Source organism: Solwaraspora sp. WMMB762 (genome assembly GCF_049179115.1).
In the GTDB taxonomy this organism is placed as follows: Bacteria; Actinomycetota; Actinomycetes; order Mycobacteriales; family Micromonosporaceae; genus Micromonospora_E.
The window spans coordinates 911,290-926,756 of the sequence record NZ_JBMHMD010000001.1; the positions used below are offsets into that span (position 1 = coordinate 911,290).

A 15,467-nucleotide genomic window follows, 5' to 3' on the forward strand; every position below is an offset into this window, starting at 1 on the left:
CTCGCCGTGGAAGAGACCGATCGCGCTATCGTCGCCGCGCTGACCACCGACGGCCGGGTGTCGTACACCGAGCTGGCCGAGCGGGTGGGCCTGTCGGTGTCGGCGGTTCATCAGCGGGTGCGCCGGCTGGAGCAGCGCGGGGTGGTCAACGGCTACACCGCCCGGGTGTCGTTCGAGGCGGTGGGGCTGCCGTTGAGCGCGTTCGTCGCGATCCGGCCGCTGGACCCGTCCCAGCCGGACGACGCCCCGGAACGGCTGTCGCATCTGGCCGAGATCGATTCCTGTTATTCGGTGGCGGGGGAGGACTTCTACCTGTTGCTGGTCCGGGTGGCGAGCCCGGCGGATCTGGAACGGCTGCTGCAGGAAATCCGCACGGCGGCGAACGTCACCACTCGCACGACGGTGGTGCTGTCCACCCCGTACGAGTCGCGTCCGCCGAAACTCGTCTGAGTCTGTCGCCCGGCGTCCTCTCGGCACGCCTGTCGGAATGCCACTTCCTATCGTCCTAGGACGAATTAGGCGTTGTGATCAACACCATCCCGCACCTCAACGGCCCAGCGACCACTCTGACTGCCGCACCGTTTGAAGCCCACGACGCCGGGCATGCAGGAAGCACGGACGGAAACCGTCCGGTCAGTAGCGCGATAGGAGTGATCGACCATGGGCATGACCGACAAGGCGCGCAACAAGGCCGAGGAGCTCAAGGGCCAGGCGAAGGAGCGCTACGGCGCGGCGACCGACAACGAGCAGATGCGGGCCGAGGGCGCCGCCGAGGCGAGCAAGGCCCGGACCAAGGACGCGGGGGAGCACGCGAAGGACGCCGGCCGCAACGTACGGGACGCGTTCAGCGGCTGACGAGCAGCGGGCCGGATCAGCCGGTGGTGGTCGTCCGTTGCCGGGACCACCACCGCTGTCCGGACTCCGGAAGCGTGTCGATCGGGTCGTAGTACGGGTACCGCCGCCCCAGGTCGTCGTCGGTGCCGTCGAGCGAGGTGCGGTAGTTCTTGGTCCAGTACGAGATGCCGTGCTCCCGGTCGTACTCGGTCAGCATGTGCACCCAGCGCTTGCCGACCAGTGGCACGTCGCACACGATCCGGGGGGTGGCGTAGCCGGGCAGGTAGCCCATCAGGTCGTGCTGCAGCTGCTGCGCGGTCCAGACCGGGACCCGCCAGTGCTCGGCGTTGGGGATCATGTCGCAGAGATAGAAGTAGTACGGAAGGATGCCGGCTTCGCCCTGGAGCGCGAAGCAGAGGTCGAGCAGACTGTGCAGGTCGGCGTTGACCCCGCGCATCAGCACACCCTGGTTGCGCACGTCGCGGATGCCCACGTCGAGCGCGGTCTGGGCGGCTCGGGCGACCAGCGGGGTGAGTGACTGCACGTGGTTGACGTGGGTGTGGATGGCGAGGTTGACGCCGCGGCTGGCGGCGGTGCGGGCAACGCGTTCCAGGCCGGTCACGACATCGGGCTGCAGCCAGTGCTGGGGTAGGCCCATGAGTGCCTTGGTGGCCAGCCGGATGTCGCGGATGCTGTCGATGTCCAGCAGGCTCTGCAGGTAGCTTTCGAGATGCCGCCAGGGGAGGTTCGCCACGTCGCCGCCAGAGACGACGACGTCGCGGACTCCGGGGTGCCCGCGCAGGTAGTCGAGATGTGCCTGGTAGCGGTTGGTGGGCTTGAGGGTCAGACGGAGTTTGTCGATGGTCGGGGTGGAGTTGCCGACCAGGTCCATCCGGGTGCAGTGCCCGCAGTACTGCGGGCAGGTGGCGAGGAGTTCGGCGAGGACCTTGGTCGGGTAGCGGTGGGTCAGTCCTTCCGCCACCCACATGTCGTGTTCGTGCAGGGAGTCGCGGCTGGCGTACGGGTGGGACGGCCAGTCGGTCCGGCGGTCGCTGGCCAGCGGCAGCATGTAGCGCCGGATCGGGTCGGCCCGCAGGGAGTCGGTGTCGGGTGCGCTGGCTGGCACCATCGTGTTGATCATCTGCGGGGTGACCAGCATGGACATGGTGGCGTGTCGGCTCTGGTCGGCGTCGAGTTCGGCGTAGAAGTCGTCGCCGACGAGGTCGCCGAGGACGGCGTGCAGTTGGGCGACGGTCTTGACGCAGTGGGCCCGTTGCCACTGGGCGGACTGCCACTGGTCGGGGGTGACGTCGCGCCAGCCGGGTAGTCGGGTCCAGTCGGGTTCGACGAGTTCGCGGCGTTGGTATTCGTACGGCTGGGGCAGCGTCGGGGTGGTTCCTGGGCTGTCCGCCGAGGTGGGTTGCGGCATCGGTCCTCCTGGCTCGGTGCGTCCGGTGGGGCGTACCGCACTCCTGGATAATTTCCTGTGTGTTGACTAGTCTGCCGTAAGTCTTCCGGTCTTGCTAGGTGCGAGGTGGTGATTCGGTTGCCGATCGGCGGCTCCGGTGGGCAGCTGTCGTCTCCCGCGCAGGTGGGGAGCAGACTGAGCAGATGACGACTCGTACGGTGGGTTCGGAGGCCGGGACGCCCGCGGTGCTGTACCGGGGCGGCAGGTTGTACTGCCCGGCGGTGCCGGGAGCGACGGCGTTGCTGGTGCGTGACGGCCGGATCGGCTGGTTGGGTACGGACGCGGACGCGCCCCGGGCGGATGTCGTGGTCGACCTGGCCGGCGCGCTGGTGACCCCGGCCTTCGTCGACGCGCACGTGCACGCGACCGACACCGGTCTGGTGCTTTCCGGCCTGGATCTGTCGTCGGTGCGTTCGCCAGCCGAGCTGGTCGACCGGGTGGCCGGCTTCGCGGCGGGGCTGCCGCCGGACGCGGTGGTGCTGGGGCACGGGTGGGACGAGTCGACGTGGCAGCGGCCGGTGCCGCCGGACGCGCGGCAGTTGTCGGCGGCGTCGGGCGGACGGCGGGTGTACCTGTCCCAGGCGTCGATCCATTCGGCGCTGGTGTCGTCGGAGATGTTGGCGGCGGTGCCGGGTCTGGCGGAACGCTCCGATCCGCCAGGGTGGGTGCGGGAGGACGACCATCACGGGGTGCGGGCGTTGGCGTTCGGGTCGTTGACGCCGGCGCAGCGCACCTCGGCGCAGCGGGCCGCGTTGGCTGCGGCGGCCGGGGTGGGTATCGCGGCGGTGCACGAGTGCGGCGGTCCGCAGACGTCGTCGGAGTCCGACTTCGTCGGTGTGTTGGCGATGTCGGGCGACGGCCTGCCGGAGGTGTACGGGTACTGGGGGGAGTTTCTGGGGGCGGCCCGGGCACGGGAGTTGGGCGCGGTGGCCGCCGGTGGTGACCTGTACGCCGACGGCGCGTTGGGGTCGCGGACGGCGTACCTGTCGCAGCCGTACGTCGACGGCGGCGGCTGCGGCAGTTGTTTCCTGGCCGCCGATCAGGTCGCGGCGCATCTGGTGGACTGTGTCCGGTCGGGGGTGCAGGGTGGGTTCCACGCGATCGGTGACGCGGCGGTGGCGGCGGTCGTGGACGGCTTCGCGGTGGCGGCCGGCGAGGTCGGGGTGGAGCGGTTGCGGGCCGGCCGGCACCGGGTGGAGCACGTCGAGTTGGTCGACAAGCGGGTGATCGGGGCGTTCGTCGAGTTCGGGGTGGTGGCCAGCGTGCAGCCGGCGTTCGACCGGTTGTGGGGTGGTGAGGGTCAGATGTACGCGGCCCGGCTGGGCGTGGACCGGGCGTTGGCGTCGAATCCGTTCGGTGCGTTGCACGGGGTGGGCGTCACGTTGGCGTTCGGTTCGGACTCGCCGGTGACGCCGCTGGATCCGTGGGGTGCTGTGCGGGCCGCGGTTTCGCATTTCAATCCGGCGTCGCGGTTGGCGGTTCGGTCGGCGTTCGCCGCGCACACCAGGGGCGGTTGGCGGGCGTTGCCGCCGGGTGTGGTGCAGACCGCGCAGGAGGGGGCGTTGGCGCTGGGGGCGGCGGCGACGTTCGCGGTGTGGGAGACGCCGGCAGGTGTGTCGGTGGACGGCCTGCCGGTCCTGGTGGCAGAGGATCCGGCGCTGCGCGGGCCGGCGGATCCGACGCCGCTGCCGCGGTGTCTGCGGACGGTGCTGCGGGGTCGGGAGATCTTCGTGGCGGCGGATCGGGCGGCGGCCGGTGTGGGGTGAGCGGGGGCGGCCGGTGACACGCCGGTGATGACACGCCGGTGGCGGTGGTCGATGTCCCTGGGCCGGGTTGACAGCACCGGGGGTGGCCCGCGTACCGTCTTTGAGTCCTACCACGGGAAGCGGCTGTTGTTCGCTTCGTTTCTTCGTCCGCTGGCCGAGCGACTGTTGTCGCAGTGTGGTTGTGCCGCTCGTGGATCGCCACGGGTGGTGTCCGCATCGGCCAGGTCCAGTGGGCGAGGGTCGGCGAGGCGGCGCGAACCGGCCGCGACTTTCCGGTGTACGGGCAGGTGGTCGTGCGGGGCCAGTAGACAACGGTCCGTCGGGGGCAGCCAGTTCCCGGTTGGCCGGTCCGAAGGTCACCGTACGGTCGTCCTGCCGCATCGGCGGGGGAGGGGCCTGGGAGCGCGGGGCGCGGCCGGATCGGCCGCGCCCCGATTTCTCGTTTGGCGGCCGGTGCGTCGCCGGCTGTGGCTGTCGCTGTCGTCGTCGGATGGGCGGGATTGCCGGTAGCCTTCGTCGGACGGTTCGGTGGCTGCCGCGGGTGGTGGCCTGGCGGGTGGGACTCGACGTGGCGATGGTGGATGCGGCGGTGGTGCCGGAGCGGTCGCGGCCGGTGGCGCTCGCGGCGGTGGACGGCCCGTTGGGGCTGCCGTGGGCGATCGGTCTGGCGGTGTTGTCGGGTGCGGCGCTGTTGGTGGCTTTTCCGCCGTACGGCTGGTGGTGGGCGGCCCCGGTGGGGGTGGCGGCGTTGTCGGTGGCGGTGCATCGGCGTCGGTTGCGGGCGGGTGCGGGTCTGGGGTTCGTGGCCGGGGTGGTGTTCTTCGCCCCGTTGCTGAGTTGGACGAATCTGCACACGGGCAGTTTGCCGTGGGTGTTGTTGTCGGGCTTGCAGGCCGGTTACCTGGCGTTGCTGGGTGCGGTGGCGGCGTTCGTGTCTCCGGTGGTGGATCGTCGCCGGGGCGTGCTGTGGCCGGTGGTGACCGGGTTGTTGTGGGTGGGGCAGGAGGCGTTGCGGGGTCGGACGCCGTTTGGTGGGTTCCCGTGGGGGCGGTTGGCGTTCAGTCAGGGTGATTCGCCGGTGTTGTCGTGGGCGGCGGTGGGTGGGGCGCCGTTGGTGACGTTCGTGGTGGCGGTGGCCGGTGGGGCGGTGGCGGTGGGGGTGTGGCGTTCCTGGCGTTCGTGGCGGGGTTTGGCGCTGGTGGCCGGGGGTTTCGGGGTGGCGGTGCTGGTGCTGCTGGTGGGTGGGTTGGTGCCGGTGGGGGGCGGGTCGTCGGGTTCGGTGGTGGTGGCGGTCGTGCAGGGCAACGTGCCGCGGATGGGGTTGGATTTCAACGCTCAGCGGCGGGCTGTGTTGGACAACCATGTGCAGGGCACGGTCGGGTTGGCGCGGCGGGTGGCGGCTGGTGAGGTGCCGGCGCCGGATCTGGTGGTGTGGCCGGAGAACGCCAGCGACGTGGATCCGATGCGTGACGCGCGGGCGGCGGCGAGTATCGATGAGGCGGCGGCGGCTGTCGGGGTGCCGATCCTGGTGGGTGCGTTGGCGTACGGGCCCGGTGCCGGGGAGGTGCGCAACGTGAGTCTGGTGTGGGAGCCGGGTTCCGGTGGCGACGTCGAGCAGGTGTACGTGAAGCGGCATCCGGTGCCGTTCGCGGAGTATGTGCCGTTTCGGCGGTTGGCGCGGATGGTCACCGATCAGGTGGATCTGGTCCGGGCGGATTTCGTGGCCGGTTCGCAGCCGGGTGTGCTGCGGGTGGGTCCGGTGGCGGTCAGCGGCATCATCTGTTTCGAGGTGGCCTACGACGGGTTGGTCCGTGACACGGTGACCGGTGGTGCGCAGGTGTTGGCGGTGCAGACGAACAACGCGACGTTCAATGAGGCCGAGGCGGCGCAGCAGTTGGCGATGGTGCGGTTGCGGGCGGTGGAGCATGGTCGGGCCGGGTTGATGGCGTCGACCGTTGGCATATCAGCGTTTGTCGATCAGAATGGGCGGGTGTCGCAGCCGACCCGGTTCAACACGGCGGCCGCCGTGGTGAGTGAGCTCGAGCTCGGGGCGACGCGTACTCTTGCGACTCGGATGGGTTTCTGGCCCGAAGCGGTGCTGGTGGTGTTCGCCGGCGCGGTGCTGGTCGCCGCGGTGTGGCTGCGGCGGCGGGTGGTCAGTTCGGATACGGAGGTACGGTGAGCGAGGCGGTGTCGGCGGGCGGTGGCCCGGAGGGCTACCCGGGTGTCGGTCGGGTGCTGGTGGTCGTCCCCACCTACAACGAGGCGGAGAACGTACGCCTGATCACCGCCCGGATCCGCGACGCCGTGCCCCAGGTCGACGTGCTGATCGCCGACGACAACTCGCCGGACGGTACCGGGGCGGTCGCCGATGAGCTGGCTGCGGCCGACGGCCAGGTGCATGTGCTGCACCGGCCGGGTAAGCAGGGTCTCGGCGCGGCCTACGTCGCCGGGTTCGGCTGGGCGCGGGAGCGTGGCTACGACGCGGTGGTCGAGATGGACGCTGACGGGTCGCATGCTCCGGAGCAGTTGCCGCAGCTGCTGGACGCGGCGCGGGACGCCGACGTGGTGATCGGTTCCCGGTGGGTGCCGGGCGGTGAGGTGGTGAACTGGCCCCGGCACCGGTGGGTGCTGTCGCAGGGGGCGAACCTGTACACGCGGTTGGCGCTGGGTATGCCGGTGCGGGACGCGACCGGTGGTTACCGGGTGTACCGGACCGCGGTGCTCGACAAGATCGACTACGCGAGTGTGTCGTCGCAGGGCTATTCGTTCCAGGTGGAGCTGACCTGGCGGGCACACCGTGAGGGGTTCCGGATCGTCGAGGTGCCGATCACGTTCGCGGAGCGGGAGCAGGGCGCGAGCAAGATGAGCGCGTCGATCGTGCGGGAGGCGTTGTGGCGGGTGACCGTCTGGGGGGTTCGGGCCCGCCGGGACGGGTTGACCGGCCGGCGTCGCGACACGGCTTCGGCGCGCTGGCCGTGACGACGGCGCGTGTCATGCTGGACAGGTGACGTGACGCCACGTTCGCAGGAGGTGACATGCGCCGGGGAGTGCGGTTGATCCCGTTGGCGTTGGCGGCTGGTCTGGTTCTGGAGGTCGCCGTTTTCCTGCTGATCGCCCATCAGATCGGCTACGGGTGGGCGTTGCTGCTGGTGCTGGCCGCTTCCCTGGCGGGTATGGCGCTGCTGCGTCGGGAAGGAATGCGTGCGTGGCGGAGTTTCCGGGCGGCGGCGCAGTCCGGTCGTCCGCCGGGCGAGCAGGTCAGTGACGGTCTGCTCGGGTTGGTCGCTGGTGTGTTGTTGGCGACGCCGGGGCTGGTCAGTGGCGTGTTCGGGGGTGTGTTGGCGGTGCCGCAGGTGCGGCGGGTGGTGCGGCGGCGGGTGCAGGTCGCTGCGGAGCGGCGGATGTCGTCGGCGGCGGCCGGGGAGATGTTCGGGCCGCGCCGGGTGCGGGTGTATCCGCCGCCGGCGGCGGACCGGCCACCGGCGGGGTCTGCGGACGGTTCCGCGCAGCGGGCTGCCGCGGCCGGTCCGACGATCGAAGGGGAGATCGTCGACCCGCCGCGGTGAGTGGGCACGCCGGGCCGGGAGCGCGACGACGCCCCTGACGCCGGGGTGCGGCGTCAGGGGCGTCGGTGTCTGGTCTGCCCACCGGTCGGGCGGGGCGGGTGGTCAGACGCCGCCGCGCCGGTTGCGGACCTCCTGCAGACGTTCGGCCAGGATGTCTTCCAGTTCGGCGATCGACCGCCGTTCCAGGAGCATGTCCCAGTGGGTGCGTGGCGGCTTGGCCTTCTTCTGCTCCGGTTCGCTGCCGTCGACCAGCCGGGCGACGCTGCCGTCGAACTTGCATTCCCAGGTCACCGGCACCTCTGCGTCGACGGCGAACGGGACCTCGAACTGGTGGCCTTTGGCGCAGAGGTACTCGCGGGTCTGGCGCGGCGCGAGTTCCGTGTTGCGGTCGGACTCGTAGCTGACTGCTCCCAGACGGCTTCCGCGCAGCATGCGCTCGCCCATGATCGGCTATCCCCTCGGTCGTGGTGCTGGTCTTCAGGTGTAACGATGTGTACGGGGCGGGCGATTCCCGCTGTCGACGGGCGCTGCCTGGTAGCGGCAGGCCCGCGCCCGGACGTGTGCGAGCGTATCCGGCCGATGCTCGCTGTTGCCGTGTCACCGGTGCGCGGACGCCGTCGCCGCCGGGGTGAAACATGGCGTTAACGAAGTCTGGCACATCGGTGACGATGTGGATGCGATGTAGGTCACTGTGCGGGTGCCGCCGGGTGGTTGTCGACCGGCCGGTGGGCGGTGCTGAGCGCTGCCAGCGCCGTGGCGAGGTCGCTGACTTGGCGGGACAGTTCCGTGACCCGGGCCTGGGCGTTGTCACGTTCGGCTCGGGCGGTGTCGAGCGCGGCGGCGAGTTCTGTCGCGGTGTGTCGGGCTTGGTCGGCGCGGGCGACGGCGGCGGCGGTCTCCGCGCGGGCGGTGTCGGCGTCGGCGCGGGCGGTGTGGGTATCGTGCTGCGCCGCATCGGCCCGCCGCTGCCACTGGTCGATGTCGGCGCGCGCCTGGTGTAGCGCCTCGCGCGCGGCGGCGGTTTCTGCGTGCGCCTGGGCGGCGTCTGCCCGGGCGGCGTCGGCTTGCGCGTCGGCCCGGTCGGCGCGGATGTCGGCCTGCTGGCGGTGGTCGTCGGCGGTGCGCGCGGCTTCGCTGGCGTCGACTGCTGCGGCGGTGGCCGCTGCGGCCTCCCGGGTGAGTTCGTCGATGACGCGTCGGTCGTCGTCGCGTTGCCGGGTCAGTTGGTCCAGTTGTTCGCGGACGGTGTCGCGGTCGTGTTCGGCCTGCCGCAGCAGTGCGTCGGCGGCGGCGGCCCGTTGCTGCGCGGCGGCCTGTTCCGTCCGTGCGTGCGCGGCCTGCTGGCGGGCCGCCGCGGCTTCGGCGGTCGCGGTTTCGGCGCGCGTCTCGGCGGTTTCGGCTCGGGCGGCGGCCTGCGCGGCAATCTGTTGTGCCTGGGTTGCGGCTGTCGTGGCGGCTTCGGCTGTCTGCCGCGCGTCGTCGCGTTCGGCCTGGGCGGCGGCGAGGGTGGCGGCGGCTTCGGCCCGGACTTCGGCGACGCGTCGGTCGACGCCGGCCGGGGAGAGTTCGGCGTGCAGTGTCTCGGTGAGGGTGCCGACCATCTGGTCGAGGCGGTCGACGAGTTCCCAGCTGCGGGCGATCTGGCCGGCGAGGCCGGGGGCGTCGCGGCGGCGCATCCGGTTGGCGCGGGAGGCGCGTTGGCAGGCTCCGTCGTTGTCGCGGCAGTACCGGAAGGGGCGGCCGGCGGCTGCCCGTTGCGGTACGGGTGCGCCGCAGTGTGCGCAGGGCCGGGTCGTGGTCTCGGTGTCCGGCGGCGGGGTGTCCATCGCCGCCGAAGTGTAGTTGCCGGCCTGACGCGTACCGCCGTGGTGGTGGCCGCAGGTGTGCCTTCGGCTGCTTCGCCGGGTGTGTTCCGGCTGTGCGGCGTACGGTCGGCTGGTGGGCTCTGGCGGTGACGGGCGGTCGATGCGGGAACGGATGGTCGCTGGTGCCCTGTACCGTGCTGACGATCCGGAGCTGGTCGAGATGTCGCTGCGGGCGATGGATCTGACCGAGGCGTACAACCGCACGTCGGCGCGTGACGGTGGGCGGCGCCGAGCGCTGCTCGTCGAGCTGTTCGCCGAGGTGGGGGAGGGCACCGAGGTACGGCCTCCGCTGCGGGTCGACTACGGCGCTCATATCAGCGTCGGGTCGCGTACCTTCGTCAACTTCGGTCTGGTGGCGTTGGATGCGGCGGCTATCACCGTCGGTGACGATGTGCAGATCGGCTGCAACGTGCAGTTGTTGACGCCGTCACATCCGCTCGCGGCCGGGTCACGCCGGGACAAGTGGGAGTCCGCTGAGCCGGTCCGGATCGGCGACAACGTGTGGCTGGGCAGCGGGGTTATCGTGCTGCCTGGGGTGGAGATCGGCAGGGACACGGTGGTCGGTGCGGGGTCGGTGGTGACCCGGAGCCTGCCGGCCGGGGTGCTCGCGGTCGGCAACCCGGCGCGGGTGGTGCGGGATCTGCCGGGCGACCGGACCGGCGGAGGGTGATGCGGGCGTCAGTCGGCCTGCAGGGCCGCGACGAGACGCTCGAGCGCGGCCGGTGTGGTCTGGGGCAGGAACAGGGAGGGCTCCACCAGTTCCAGTTCCAGCACGCATGGTCGGCCGTGGTCGTCGCGGACGAGGTCGACCCGGGCGTAGAGCGGGACGCCGAACGAGTCGGTGACGGCGTCGACGGCCTTACGCGCTACGGCGATCTGTTCCGGGTCGGCGACATGCGGCGTGCTGGTTTCCGGCGCGAACAGGTCGTCGACTGGGTCGGTGTGCGGCAGCACGACCCGTTTGTTCGCGGCGTGGCTGTACCTGCCGGTGAAGAAGACGAGGGGCCATTCTCCGTCGTCGGCCACCGAGGTGAGTCGTGGTTGGACCAGCACGCTGGTGCCGGTGGCGTGCAGTCGGCGCACGTGGGCGTACGCCTCGTCGTGCTGTGCCGGCCGGTACGAGGCGACGTGCCGGCTTCCCGCGCCGACGGCCGGTTTCACCACGAAGTCGCCGGCGGGCAAGTGTGGACGGTGTCCCGGCTCGACGAACGTGGTCGGTGTGACGGGTACGCCGGCCCGGTCGAGGTCGGCGAGGTAGTGCTTGTCCAGGTTCCACCGCAGCATCGGTAGCGGGTTACGCAGATCCGTCACCTGTTCGACGGTTTCCAGCCAGGTGAGGAACTGTCCGAGCCGTTGCGGGTAGTCCCAGGTCGAGCGCAGGACAACCCGGTCGTAGTCGGCCCACCGCACTGCGGGGTCGTTCCACACCACCACGTCGACGGCGACGCCGGCCTGCCGTAGCGCCGGCAGGGCCAGCGGTTCGTCCTCGTCGTGTCCGCGTGCCTCGTGGGCGGAGACCCACGCCAGCCGGGTGACCATGCGCTGATCGTACGGCCTGGGCGCGGGCCGTACGGTGGACGGGCCGGGTCAGCGGTTGTCGCCGCTGCCACCGAGTACGCCACGGTTCTGGCGGCTGGCCAGCTTGGCCAGGTTGTCGGTCGCGATGTCGTTCAGTGAGAGGTCGAGGTAGGCGGCGAGGGTCGCCAAGTACCACAGGACGTCGCCGAGTTCCTTGGTGATGTCGGCCCGGTCGAGCCTGGACTCGTCGCTGTCGTGGTCTCGGACCCATTTCTTGAACTTTTCGGCGACTTCGCCGGACTCGCCGACGAGTCCCAGTACCAGGTGGAGCAGTTCGTTCTTCTTGTCGCGCGGCGCGGCGGTGCGCAGGGCGCCGCGTTGGTAGTCGTCCAGGTCCATGGCGGACCAGTATGGCGGTTCACGCTCACCGGGCTCCTCCGCACCCCGCAGCCGGATTATTGGATTACCGGTAACAGCTATTCAATAATCCGAGCCGAAGCTCGGGCGCCGGAAGTCGGCACACCATAATGACAGTTATGTGGTGCCCGGGCGCCCCTGGTCTGGCGTCAGCTCGTGTGGCGGGCGCCCGTCGGTCAGAATCGGCACGTCGGCGACGGTCTCGGCGAGGGTGGTGCGGTGGCAGGCGCGGATCGACGTGGCCTCGGTCAAGTGTTCAACGAGGTGCCGGAGCTGTACGACAGGGTCCGGCCGGGGTACCCCGCCCCGTTGTTCGCCGACCTCGTCACCATCACCGGCATACGCGAGAGGTCGCCTGTGCTTGAGGTGGGCTGCGGTACCGGTCAGGCGACGCGTTCGCTGGCGGCACTCGGGTGTTCGGTGACCGCCATCGAGCCGGGCGCAGGTATGGCCGCGCTTGCTCGCCAACGGCTCGCCACCTTCGGCAACGTCACCGTCGAGTCGTCGACGTTCGAGGAGTGGGACGACCGCGGTCGACGCTTCGACCTCCTCGTGGCAGCTTCAGCGTGGCACTGGGTCGATCCTGCGATCGGCTGGCGGCGGGCACACGAGGTGCTCCACCCCGGGGGCTGGATGGCGCTGCTCGGCCACGTCGTCATCTGCCGGCCCGGCGAGCCGGAGGTGTACGCCGAGACCGCCGATCTCCACGAGCGGTTCTCCCCCGGGAATCCCGACTGGGGCCGTCCGCCGATTGAGGGCGACGTGCGCAGCACCGACGAGGGCTGGGGACTGGTCGACGATCCTGGCGGCCTGTTCGGCCCCACGATCGTGCGCTGGTACCCCACCGTTCAGTGGTTCGACGGCGACGGGTTTGCCGACCTCCTGCGCTCGCAGTCGCCGTACCGCAGGCTCGATCGCGATGTCCGCGAGCCGCTGCTCGACGCCATCGCCGAGCGCATCCGCACCCGCATGGGCGACCGAGCGGCACGCCGGTACCTGAGCCTCGATCCACCGGCGCGGTTTGTCTTGAGCTCGGTTGAATAGTTTCGGTATTGGGAGATTTCGGGGCGCGGCGAATCGCCGATTACGTGGTCGGCTTGCTCCGGGTGTTGTCGTTCGGGGGTTGGGGCGGGGGTTCGTGGCCTGTGGTCGGGCCGCCTGGTCGGGCGTCGGTGTGGCTGTGGTCAGCCGGGTGTCGGGCGGACGGCGGTGAACAGGTTGTCGAACGCTGCCTGCCAGGGCCAGTACTCGGGGAGGTGCAGGTGGATGGTGCGGGCCCGGTGCGCGAGGCGGGCGGCGACGGTGATGATGCGGGTGCGGATGGTCGCGGTTCGGGCGGTGGTCCAGGTGCCGGCGGCGAGGTGCCCGGCGGCGCGGGTGAGGTTGTGGGCGATGGCGGTGCAGGTCAGCCAGGCGTCGTTCGCTGAGAATCGGCCGGACGGCAGGTGCGCCAGAGGGCCGGCGATCAGGTCCGCGTTGATCTGCTCGATGACCGCGTGCTGGCGGTGCTGGGCTTCGGCCCGCACGAGGGTGTACGGGCTGTCGGTGAGTACCGCGTGGTAGCGGTAGATGGGCAGGAGCTCTTCCTGGCCGGGAGCTTGGGCGGGGTCGTCGCGGCGGACGCGGCGCACGATCAGCCGGGCGGTCACCTGCTGCCGGGTGCCGGCGAACGCGGTGTATTCGGTTTCGGCGATCTGCGCGTCGGAGATCCACCGCTGTTCTTCCTCGTCCCAGACGGCCTGCGGGTACCGGATGTCGGTCCACTGGTCGTCGCCGATGCTGTCGCATGCGGTGTGGACCTTGGCGTCGACACGGGCGGTGACCGAGAACCGCACCTTGTGGCGTCGGCAGGTGGCGATGACCGCCTTGGCGTAGAAGGCGGAGTCGGCCCGGACCACGATCTCGCCGGTCGCGCCGCAGGATCGGGCGGTGGTGATCGTTTCGGCGATCATGCTCGCGGCTCCCCGGCCGGAGCCGGCGTTACCGGCGCGTAGCCGGGTGGCCGCGACGACCGGCGCGGACAGTGGTGTCGACACCGTCGCGACCAGGGGGTTGTAGCCGCGTAGCCGCACGTTGTAGCCGCCGATCTTGGTGTGGCCGAACCCGATGCCTTGTTTCTGTCTGCCGTAGACCCGGCGCAGCATCGAGTCGATGTCCACGAAGGTCAGCACGTCCGCGCCGGCCAGGATCGGCACCCGGGCGGCGAGGCCGATCAGGGTGTCGCGGGCAGCTGCTTGCAACTGCCGGACGTGGCCGTGGGTGAAGGTGCGCAGGAACGAGCCGAGTGTCGATGGCGCGTACACGCCGCCGAACAGTGAGCGCATGCCGCCGTGTCGGGCGACGTCGAGGTCGTCGATGCTGTCCGCGCCCGCGAGCATCCCGGCCACGATCGTGGCGACCTTCCCGGCCGGGTTGGCACCTTTGTCGGTCGGCAGGCTGACCCGGTCTGCGACCGCGTCGTGCAGGCCGGCCTGCTCGGCAAGGCGCATCACCGGAACAAGGCCGGCGCACGACACCAGATTCGGGTCGTCGAACGTCGCGCGCGCCACCGGCGCGTCATGGCGTAGTCTCACCTGCGAGGTGCCCTCTCGAACCGGGTGATAGAAGCGTCAGAACTCCTATCCTTCCAGTTCAGAGGGCACTTTCTACATCCGGGGTCCTACCGGTCCAACCTTCATCGGTGGATCGAGGCTGAGCGTCCTGCGTATCGGTCAGCGCGCGGAGTGAGCTCAGCGGTAATCCGGTCACGTTCTTCATTGACGTCCGTAAGCTGCATGCTCCTACGCGGACGCCAGCAGCTGCGTCAGCCGGTCCAGGCCGGCTCTGATCAGCCGGGCGTACTCGTCGTCGCCGAGGGCGTCGACGCCCGCCTGCGCGTGCCGCAGGTGTTCCCGGGCCCGGTCGAGGTCACCGAGTCTGCGGTGGCACTCGCCGAGGTTGAGGTGCAGCGACGGGTACAGGCCGGCAACCGGCAGGGTCACCCCGGCCTGCGCCACCCGGGCGTCGGTGAGCAGGTCGGCAGCGGCCAGGGCCCGCTGGTCCCAGAGCAGCTCCTGGTGCAGGTCGTCCTGCACGTCGGCCATCGCGTGGGCGAGAACGCAGACGTGCAGCGGATCCCCGTCCTGCCCGCCGATCTCGTCCCAGATCCGCGCGAACCGGTCACGGGCGGCGTCCCGTTGGCCACGCTGGTGGTGCAGCTGCACCCCGTCGTTGATGCGGGCGAGCGTGGCGTCGACGGTCAACGGCTGCTCCCGGAACGTGCATGTCGCGGCGACACCGATCGTAGTCGGTCGGCCGGAACCGACCGGTCGGCTGCGGGGGCGTTGCCCGGGGCGGCGGTGAGCGCGAGCACGGTGGCCAGTGCGGCGGCGGCGTCGAGCAGGGCCCGGGACCGGGTGGTGAGGTCGGCGTCGCGGACCGCCAACGCGGCGGTGATGTCGGCCGACCGGCCGGCGGAGCGCAGTCGCGGCATCAGGGCCCGCAGCGGCGCGACCCGGTAGCCGGCCTGGCGTAGTTGGTGCACGACGCGGGCGTCGCGGACCTGGGCCGGGGTGTAGCGGCGGGGTCCGCCCGGTCGGTCGCGGTCGGGCACGACGAGTCCTTCGGCGTGCCAGTGCCGCAGCGTCGACGGGCGTACGCCGAGGGCCGCGGCCAGCTCGGAGATACTCATCGCGTCGTAGTCGCGTACGTCGTCGATGGGTTCGGCGGTGATGGCCCGGGCGGCCAGCTGGGCCTGTCGCAGGTCGGCGCGTTCGGTGTGCAGCCGGGCGTGGGCGGCGTCGAGCAGGGCGAGCATCCCGTCGGCTGGGCGGCGGTGGGCGGCCTGGACGATCCTGCGGGCCTCGGCCGGTCCGGTCGCCGCGGCCAGGGCCCGGTAGGCCAGCGCGCACCGCAGGTGCAGTTCCCCGAAGACCCGGTGGCCGGTGGCGGTACGGGCCGCCGGCGGCAGGACACCGTCGCGTTCGAGGTTGCGGATCTGCTGAACGCCGTACCCGGCCCGCCGGGCGACGTCGACGGTGCGCATTCGAGG

At 71.0% G+C, this 15,467-nt stretch carries 16 protein-coding genes; 8 read left to right on the forward strand and 8 right to left on the reverse strand.

All coding sequences use genetic code 11. From position 1 onward, the window contains the following. Positions 1 to 6 precede the first annotated feature (6 nt). Positions 7 to 450 carry an Lrp/AsnC family transcriptional regulator gene (locus tag ACN27J_RS04275; RefSeq protein WP_421363770.1) on the forward strand — a complete coding sequence of 148 codons (444 nt, stop codon included), beginning with the start codon at positions 7 to 9 and terminating at the stop codon, positions 448 to 450. 216 nt (positions 451 to 666) lie between these two features. After that, positions 667 to 855, forward strand: a complete 189-nt coding sequence (locus ACN27J_RS04280; protein WP_370461437.1) for a CsbD family protein — start codon at positions 667 to 669, stop codon at positions 853 to 855. Between the two features lie 16 nt (positions 856 to 871). On the opposite strand, the gene ACN27J_RS04285 is transcribed toward ACN27J_RS04280, so the two are convergent. Further along, complete coding sequence (locus ACN27J_RS04285) at positions 872 to 2,263, reverse strand: KamA family radical SAM protein (RefSeq protein ID WP_421363773.1); 1,392 nt, start codon at positions 2,261 to 2,263, stop codon at positions 872 to 874. A gap of 182 nt (positions 2,264 to 2,445) precedes the next feature. Here ACN27J_RS04285 and ACN27J_RS04290 point away from each other — a divergent pair, with 182 nt between their 5' ends. The 4 genes from ACN27J_RS04290 (at position 2,446) to ACN27J_RS04305 (ending at position 7,637) form a co-directional block, all read left to right on the forward strand. Next, positions 2,446 to 4,068 (forward strand): amidohydrolase, encoded by a 1,623-nt coding sequence (locus ACN27J_RS04290; RefSeq protein WP_421363775.1) that lies wholly within the window; start codon positions 2,446 to 2,448, stop codon positions 4,066 to 4,068. A 574-nt stretch (positions 4,069 to 4,642) separates the two neighbouring features. Further along, positions 4,643 to 6,250, forward strand: coding sequence for an apolipoprotein N-acyltransferase (gene lnt, locus ACN27J_RS04295; protein ID WP_421372110.1), 1,608 nt, complete (start codon positions 4,643 to 4,645; stop codon positions 6,248 to 6,250). After that, the gene (locus tag ACN27J_RS04300) at positions 6,247 to 7,050 is read left to right on the forward strand and encodes a polyprenol monophosphomannose synthase (RefSeq protein WP_421363778.1); all 804 of its coding nucleotides are present in this window, start codon (positions 6,247 to 6,249) and stop codon (positions 7,048 to 7,050) included. Before lnt ends, ACN27J_RS04300 begins: the two co-directional genes overlap by 4 nt. A 56-nt stretch (positions 7,051 to 7,106) precedes the next feature. Then, positions 7,107 to 7,637 carry an FxsA family protein gene (locus ACN27J_RS04305; protein ID WP_421363781.1) on the forward strand — a complete coding sequence of 177 codons (531 nt, stop codon included), beginning with the start codon at positions 7,107 to 7,109 and terminating at the stop codon, positions 7,635 to 7,637. 102 nt (positions 7,638 to 7,739) lie between these two features. Here the strand turns inward: ACN27J_RS04305 and ACN27J_RS04310 are convergent, their stop codons facing one another. Both ACN27J_RS04310 and ACN27J_RS04315 read right to left on the reverse strand, forming a co-directional pair. Then, entirely contained in the window at positions 7,740 to 8,081 is a 342-nt protein-coding gene (locus ACN27J_RS04310) for an RNA polymerase-binding protein RbpA (RefSeq protein ID WP_123601539.1), read from the reverse strand. Positions 8,082 to 8,323: 242 nt separating this feature from the next. Then, on the reverse strand, positions 8,324 to 9,463 hold the full coding sequence (locus ACN27J_RS04315; protein WP_421363784.1) for a serine/threonine protein kinase: 1,140 nt from the start codon (positions 9,461 to 9,463) through the stop codon (positions 8,324 to 8,326). Positions 9,464 to 9,575: 112 nt separating this feature from the next. Here ACN27J_RS04315 and ACN27J_RS04320 point away from each other — a divergent pair, with 112 nt between their 5' ends. After that, entirely contained in the window at positions 9,576 to 10,172 is a 597-nt protein-coding gene (locus ACN27J_RS04320) for a sugar O-acetyltransferase (RefSeq protein WP_421363787.1), read from the forward strand. Positions 10,173 to 10,180: 8 nt separating this feature from the next. On the opposite strand, the gene ACN27J_RS04325 is transcribed toward ACN27J_RS04320, so the two are convergent. Then, positions 10,181 to 11,041, reverse strand: a complete 861-nt coding sequence (locus ACN27J_RS04325; RefSeq protein WP_421363790.1) for an ATP-grasp domain-containing protein — start codon at positions 11,039 to 11,041, stop codon at positions 10,181 to 10,183. A 48-nt stretch (positions 11,042 to 11,089) separates the two neighbouring features. Further along, complete coding sequence (locus ACN27J_RS04330; protein WP_421363793.1) at positions 11,090 to 11,419, reverse strand: nucleoside triphosphate pyrophosphohydrolase family protein; 330 nt, start codon at positions 11,417 to 11,419, stop codon at positions 11,090 to 11,092. 270 nt (positions 11,420 to 11,689) lie between these two features. On the opposite strand from ACN27J_RS04330, the gene ACN27J_RS04335 reads away from it, so the two are divergent. Further along, positions 11,690 to 12,481, forward strand: coding sequence for a class I SAM-dependent methyltransferase (locus tag ACN27J_RS04335; RefSeq protein ID WP_421363795.1), 792 nt, complete (start codon positions 11,690 to 11,692; stop codon positions 12,479 to 12,481). 140 nt (positions 12,482 to 12,621) lie between these two features. Here the strand turns inward: ACN27J_RS04335 and ACN27J_RS04340 are convergent, their stop codons facing one another. The 3 genes from ACN27J_RS04340 to ACN27J_RS04350 all read right to left on the reverse strand — a co-directional run bounded on the left by ACN27J_RS04340 (position 12,622) and on the right by ACN27J_RS04350 (position 15,461). Then, on the reverse strand, positions 12,622 to 14,010 hold the full coding sequence (locus ACN27J_RS04340) for an IS1380 family transposase (protein ID WP_421363798.1): 1,389 nt from the start codon (positions 14,008 to 14,010) through the stop codon (positions 12,622 to 12,624). A gap of 207 nt (positions 14,011 to 14,217) precedes the next feature. Beyond that, positions 14,218 to 14,679 (reverse strand): hypothetical protein, encoded by a 462-nt coding sequence (locus tag ACN27J_RS04345; protein ID WP_421363800.1) that lies wholly within the window; start codon positions 14,677 to 14,679, stop codon positions 14,218 to 14,220. After that, positions 14,676 to 15,461 (reverse strand): MerR family transcriptional regulator, encoded by a 786-nt coding sequence (locus ACN27J_RS04350; protein ID WP_421363803.1) that lies wholly within the window; start codon positions 15,459 to 15,461, stop codon positions 14,676 to 14,678. Before ACN27J_RS04350 ends, ACN27J_RS04345 begins: the two co-directional genes overlap by 4 nt. Positions 15,462 to 15,467 lie beyond the last annotated feature (6 nt).

Excerpts from the sequence above, each read along its gene's own strand:
- ACN27J_RS04350 (WP_421363803.1), bottom strand. The coding sequence starts at position 15,461 with ATGCGCACCGTCGACGTCGCCCGGCGGGCCGGGTACGGCGTTCAGCAG.
- ACN27J_RS04290 (WP_421363775.1), top strand. The coding sequence starts at position 2,446 with ATGACGACTCGTACGGTGGGTTCGGAGGCCGGGACGCCCGCGGTGCTG.
- ACN27J_RS04280 (WP_370461437.1), top strand. The coding sequence starts at position 667 with ATGACCGACAAGGCGCGCAACAAGGCCGAGGAGCTCAAGGGCCAGGCG.
- ACN27J_RS04325 (WP_421363790.1), bottom strand. The coding sequence starts at position 11,041 with ATGGTCACCCGGCTGGCGTGGGTCTCCGCCCACGAGGCACGCGGACAC.
- ACN27J_RS04315 (WP_421363784.1), bottom strand. The coding sequence starts at position 9,463 with ATGGACACCCCGCCGCCGGACACCGAGACCACGACCCGGCCCTGCGCA.
- ACN27J_RS04310 (WP_123601539.1), bottom strand. The coding sequence starts at position 8,081 with ATGGGCGAGCGCATGCTGCGCGGAAGCCGTCTGGGAGCAGTCAGCTAC.
- lnt (WP_421372110.1), top strand. The coding sequence starts at position 4,643 with ATGGTGGATGCGGCGGTGGTGCCGGAGCGGTCGCGGCCGGTGGCGCTC.
- ACN27J_RS04305 (WP_421363781.1), top strand. The coding sequence starts at position 7,107 with ATGCGCCGGGGAGTGCGGTTGATCCCGTTGGCGTTGGCGGCTGGTCTG.
- ACN27J_RS04285 (WP_421363773.1), bottom strand. The coding sequence starts at position 2,263 with ATGCCGCAACCCACCTCGGCGGACAGCCCAGGAACCACCCCGACGCTG.
- ACN27J_RS04330 (WP_421363793.1), bottom strand. The coding sequence starts at position 11,419 with ATGGACCTGGACGACTACCAACGCGGCGCCCTGCGCACCGCCGCGCCG.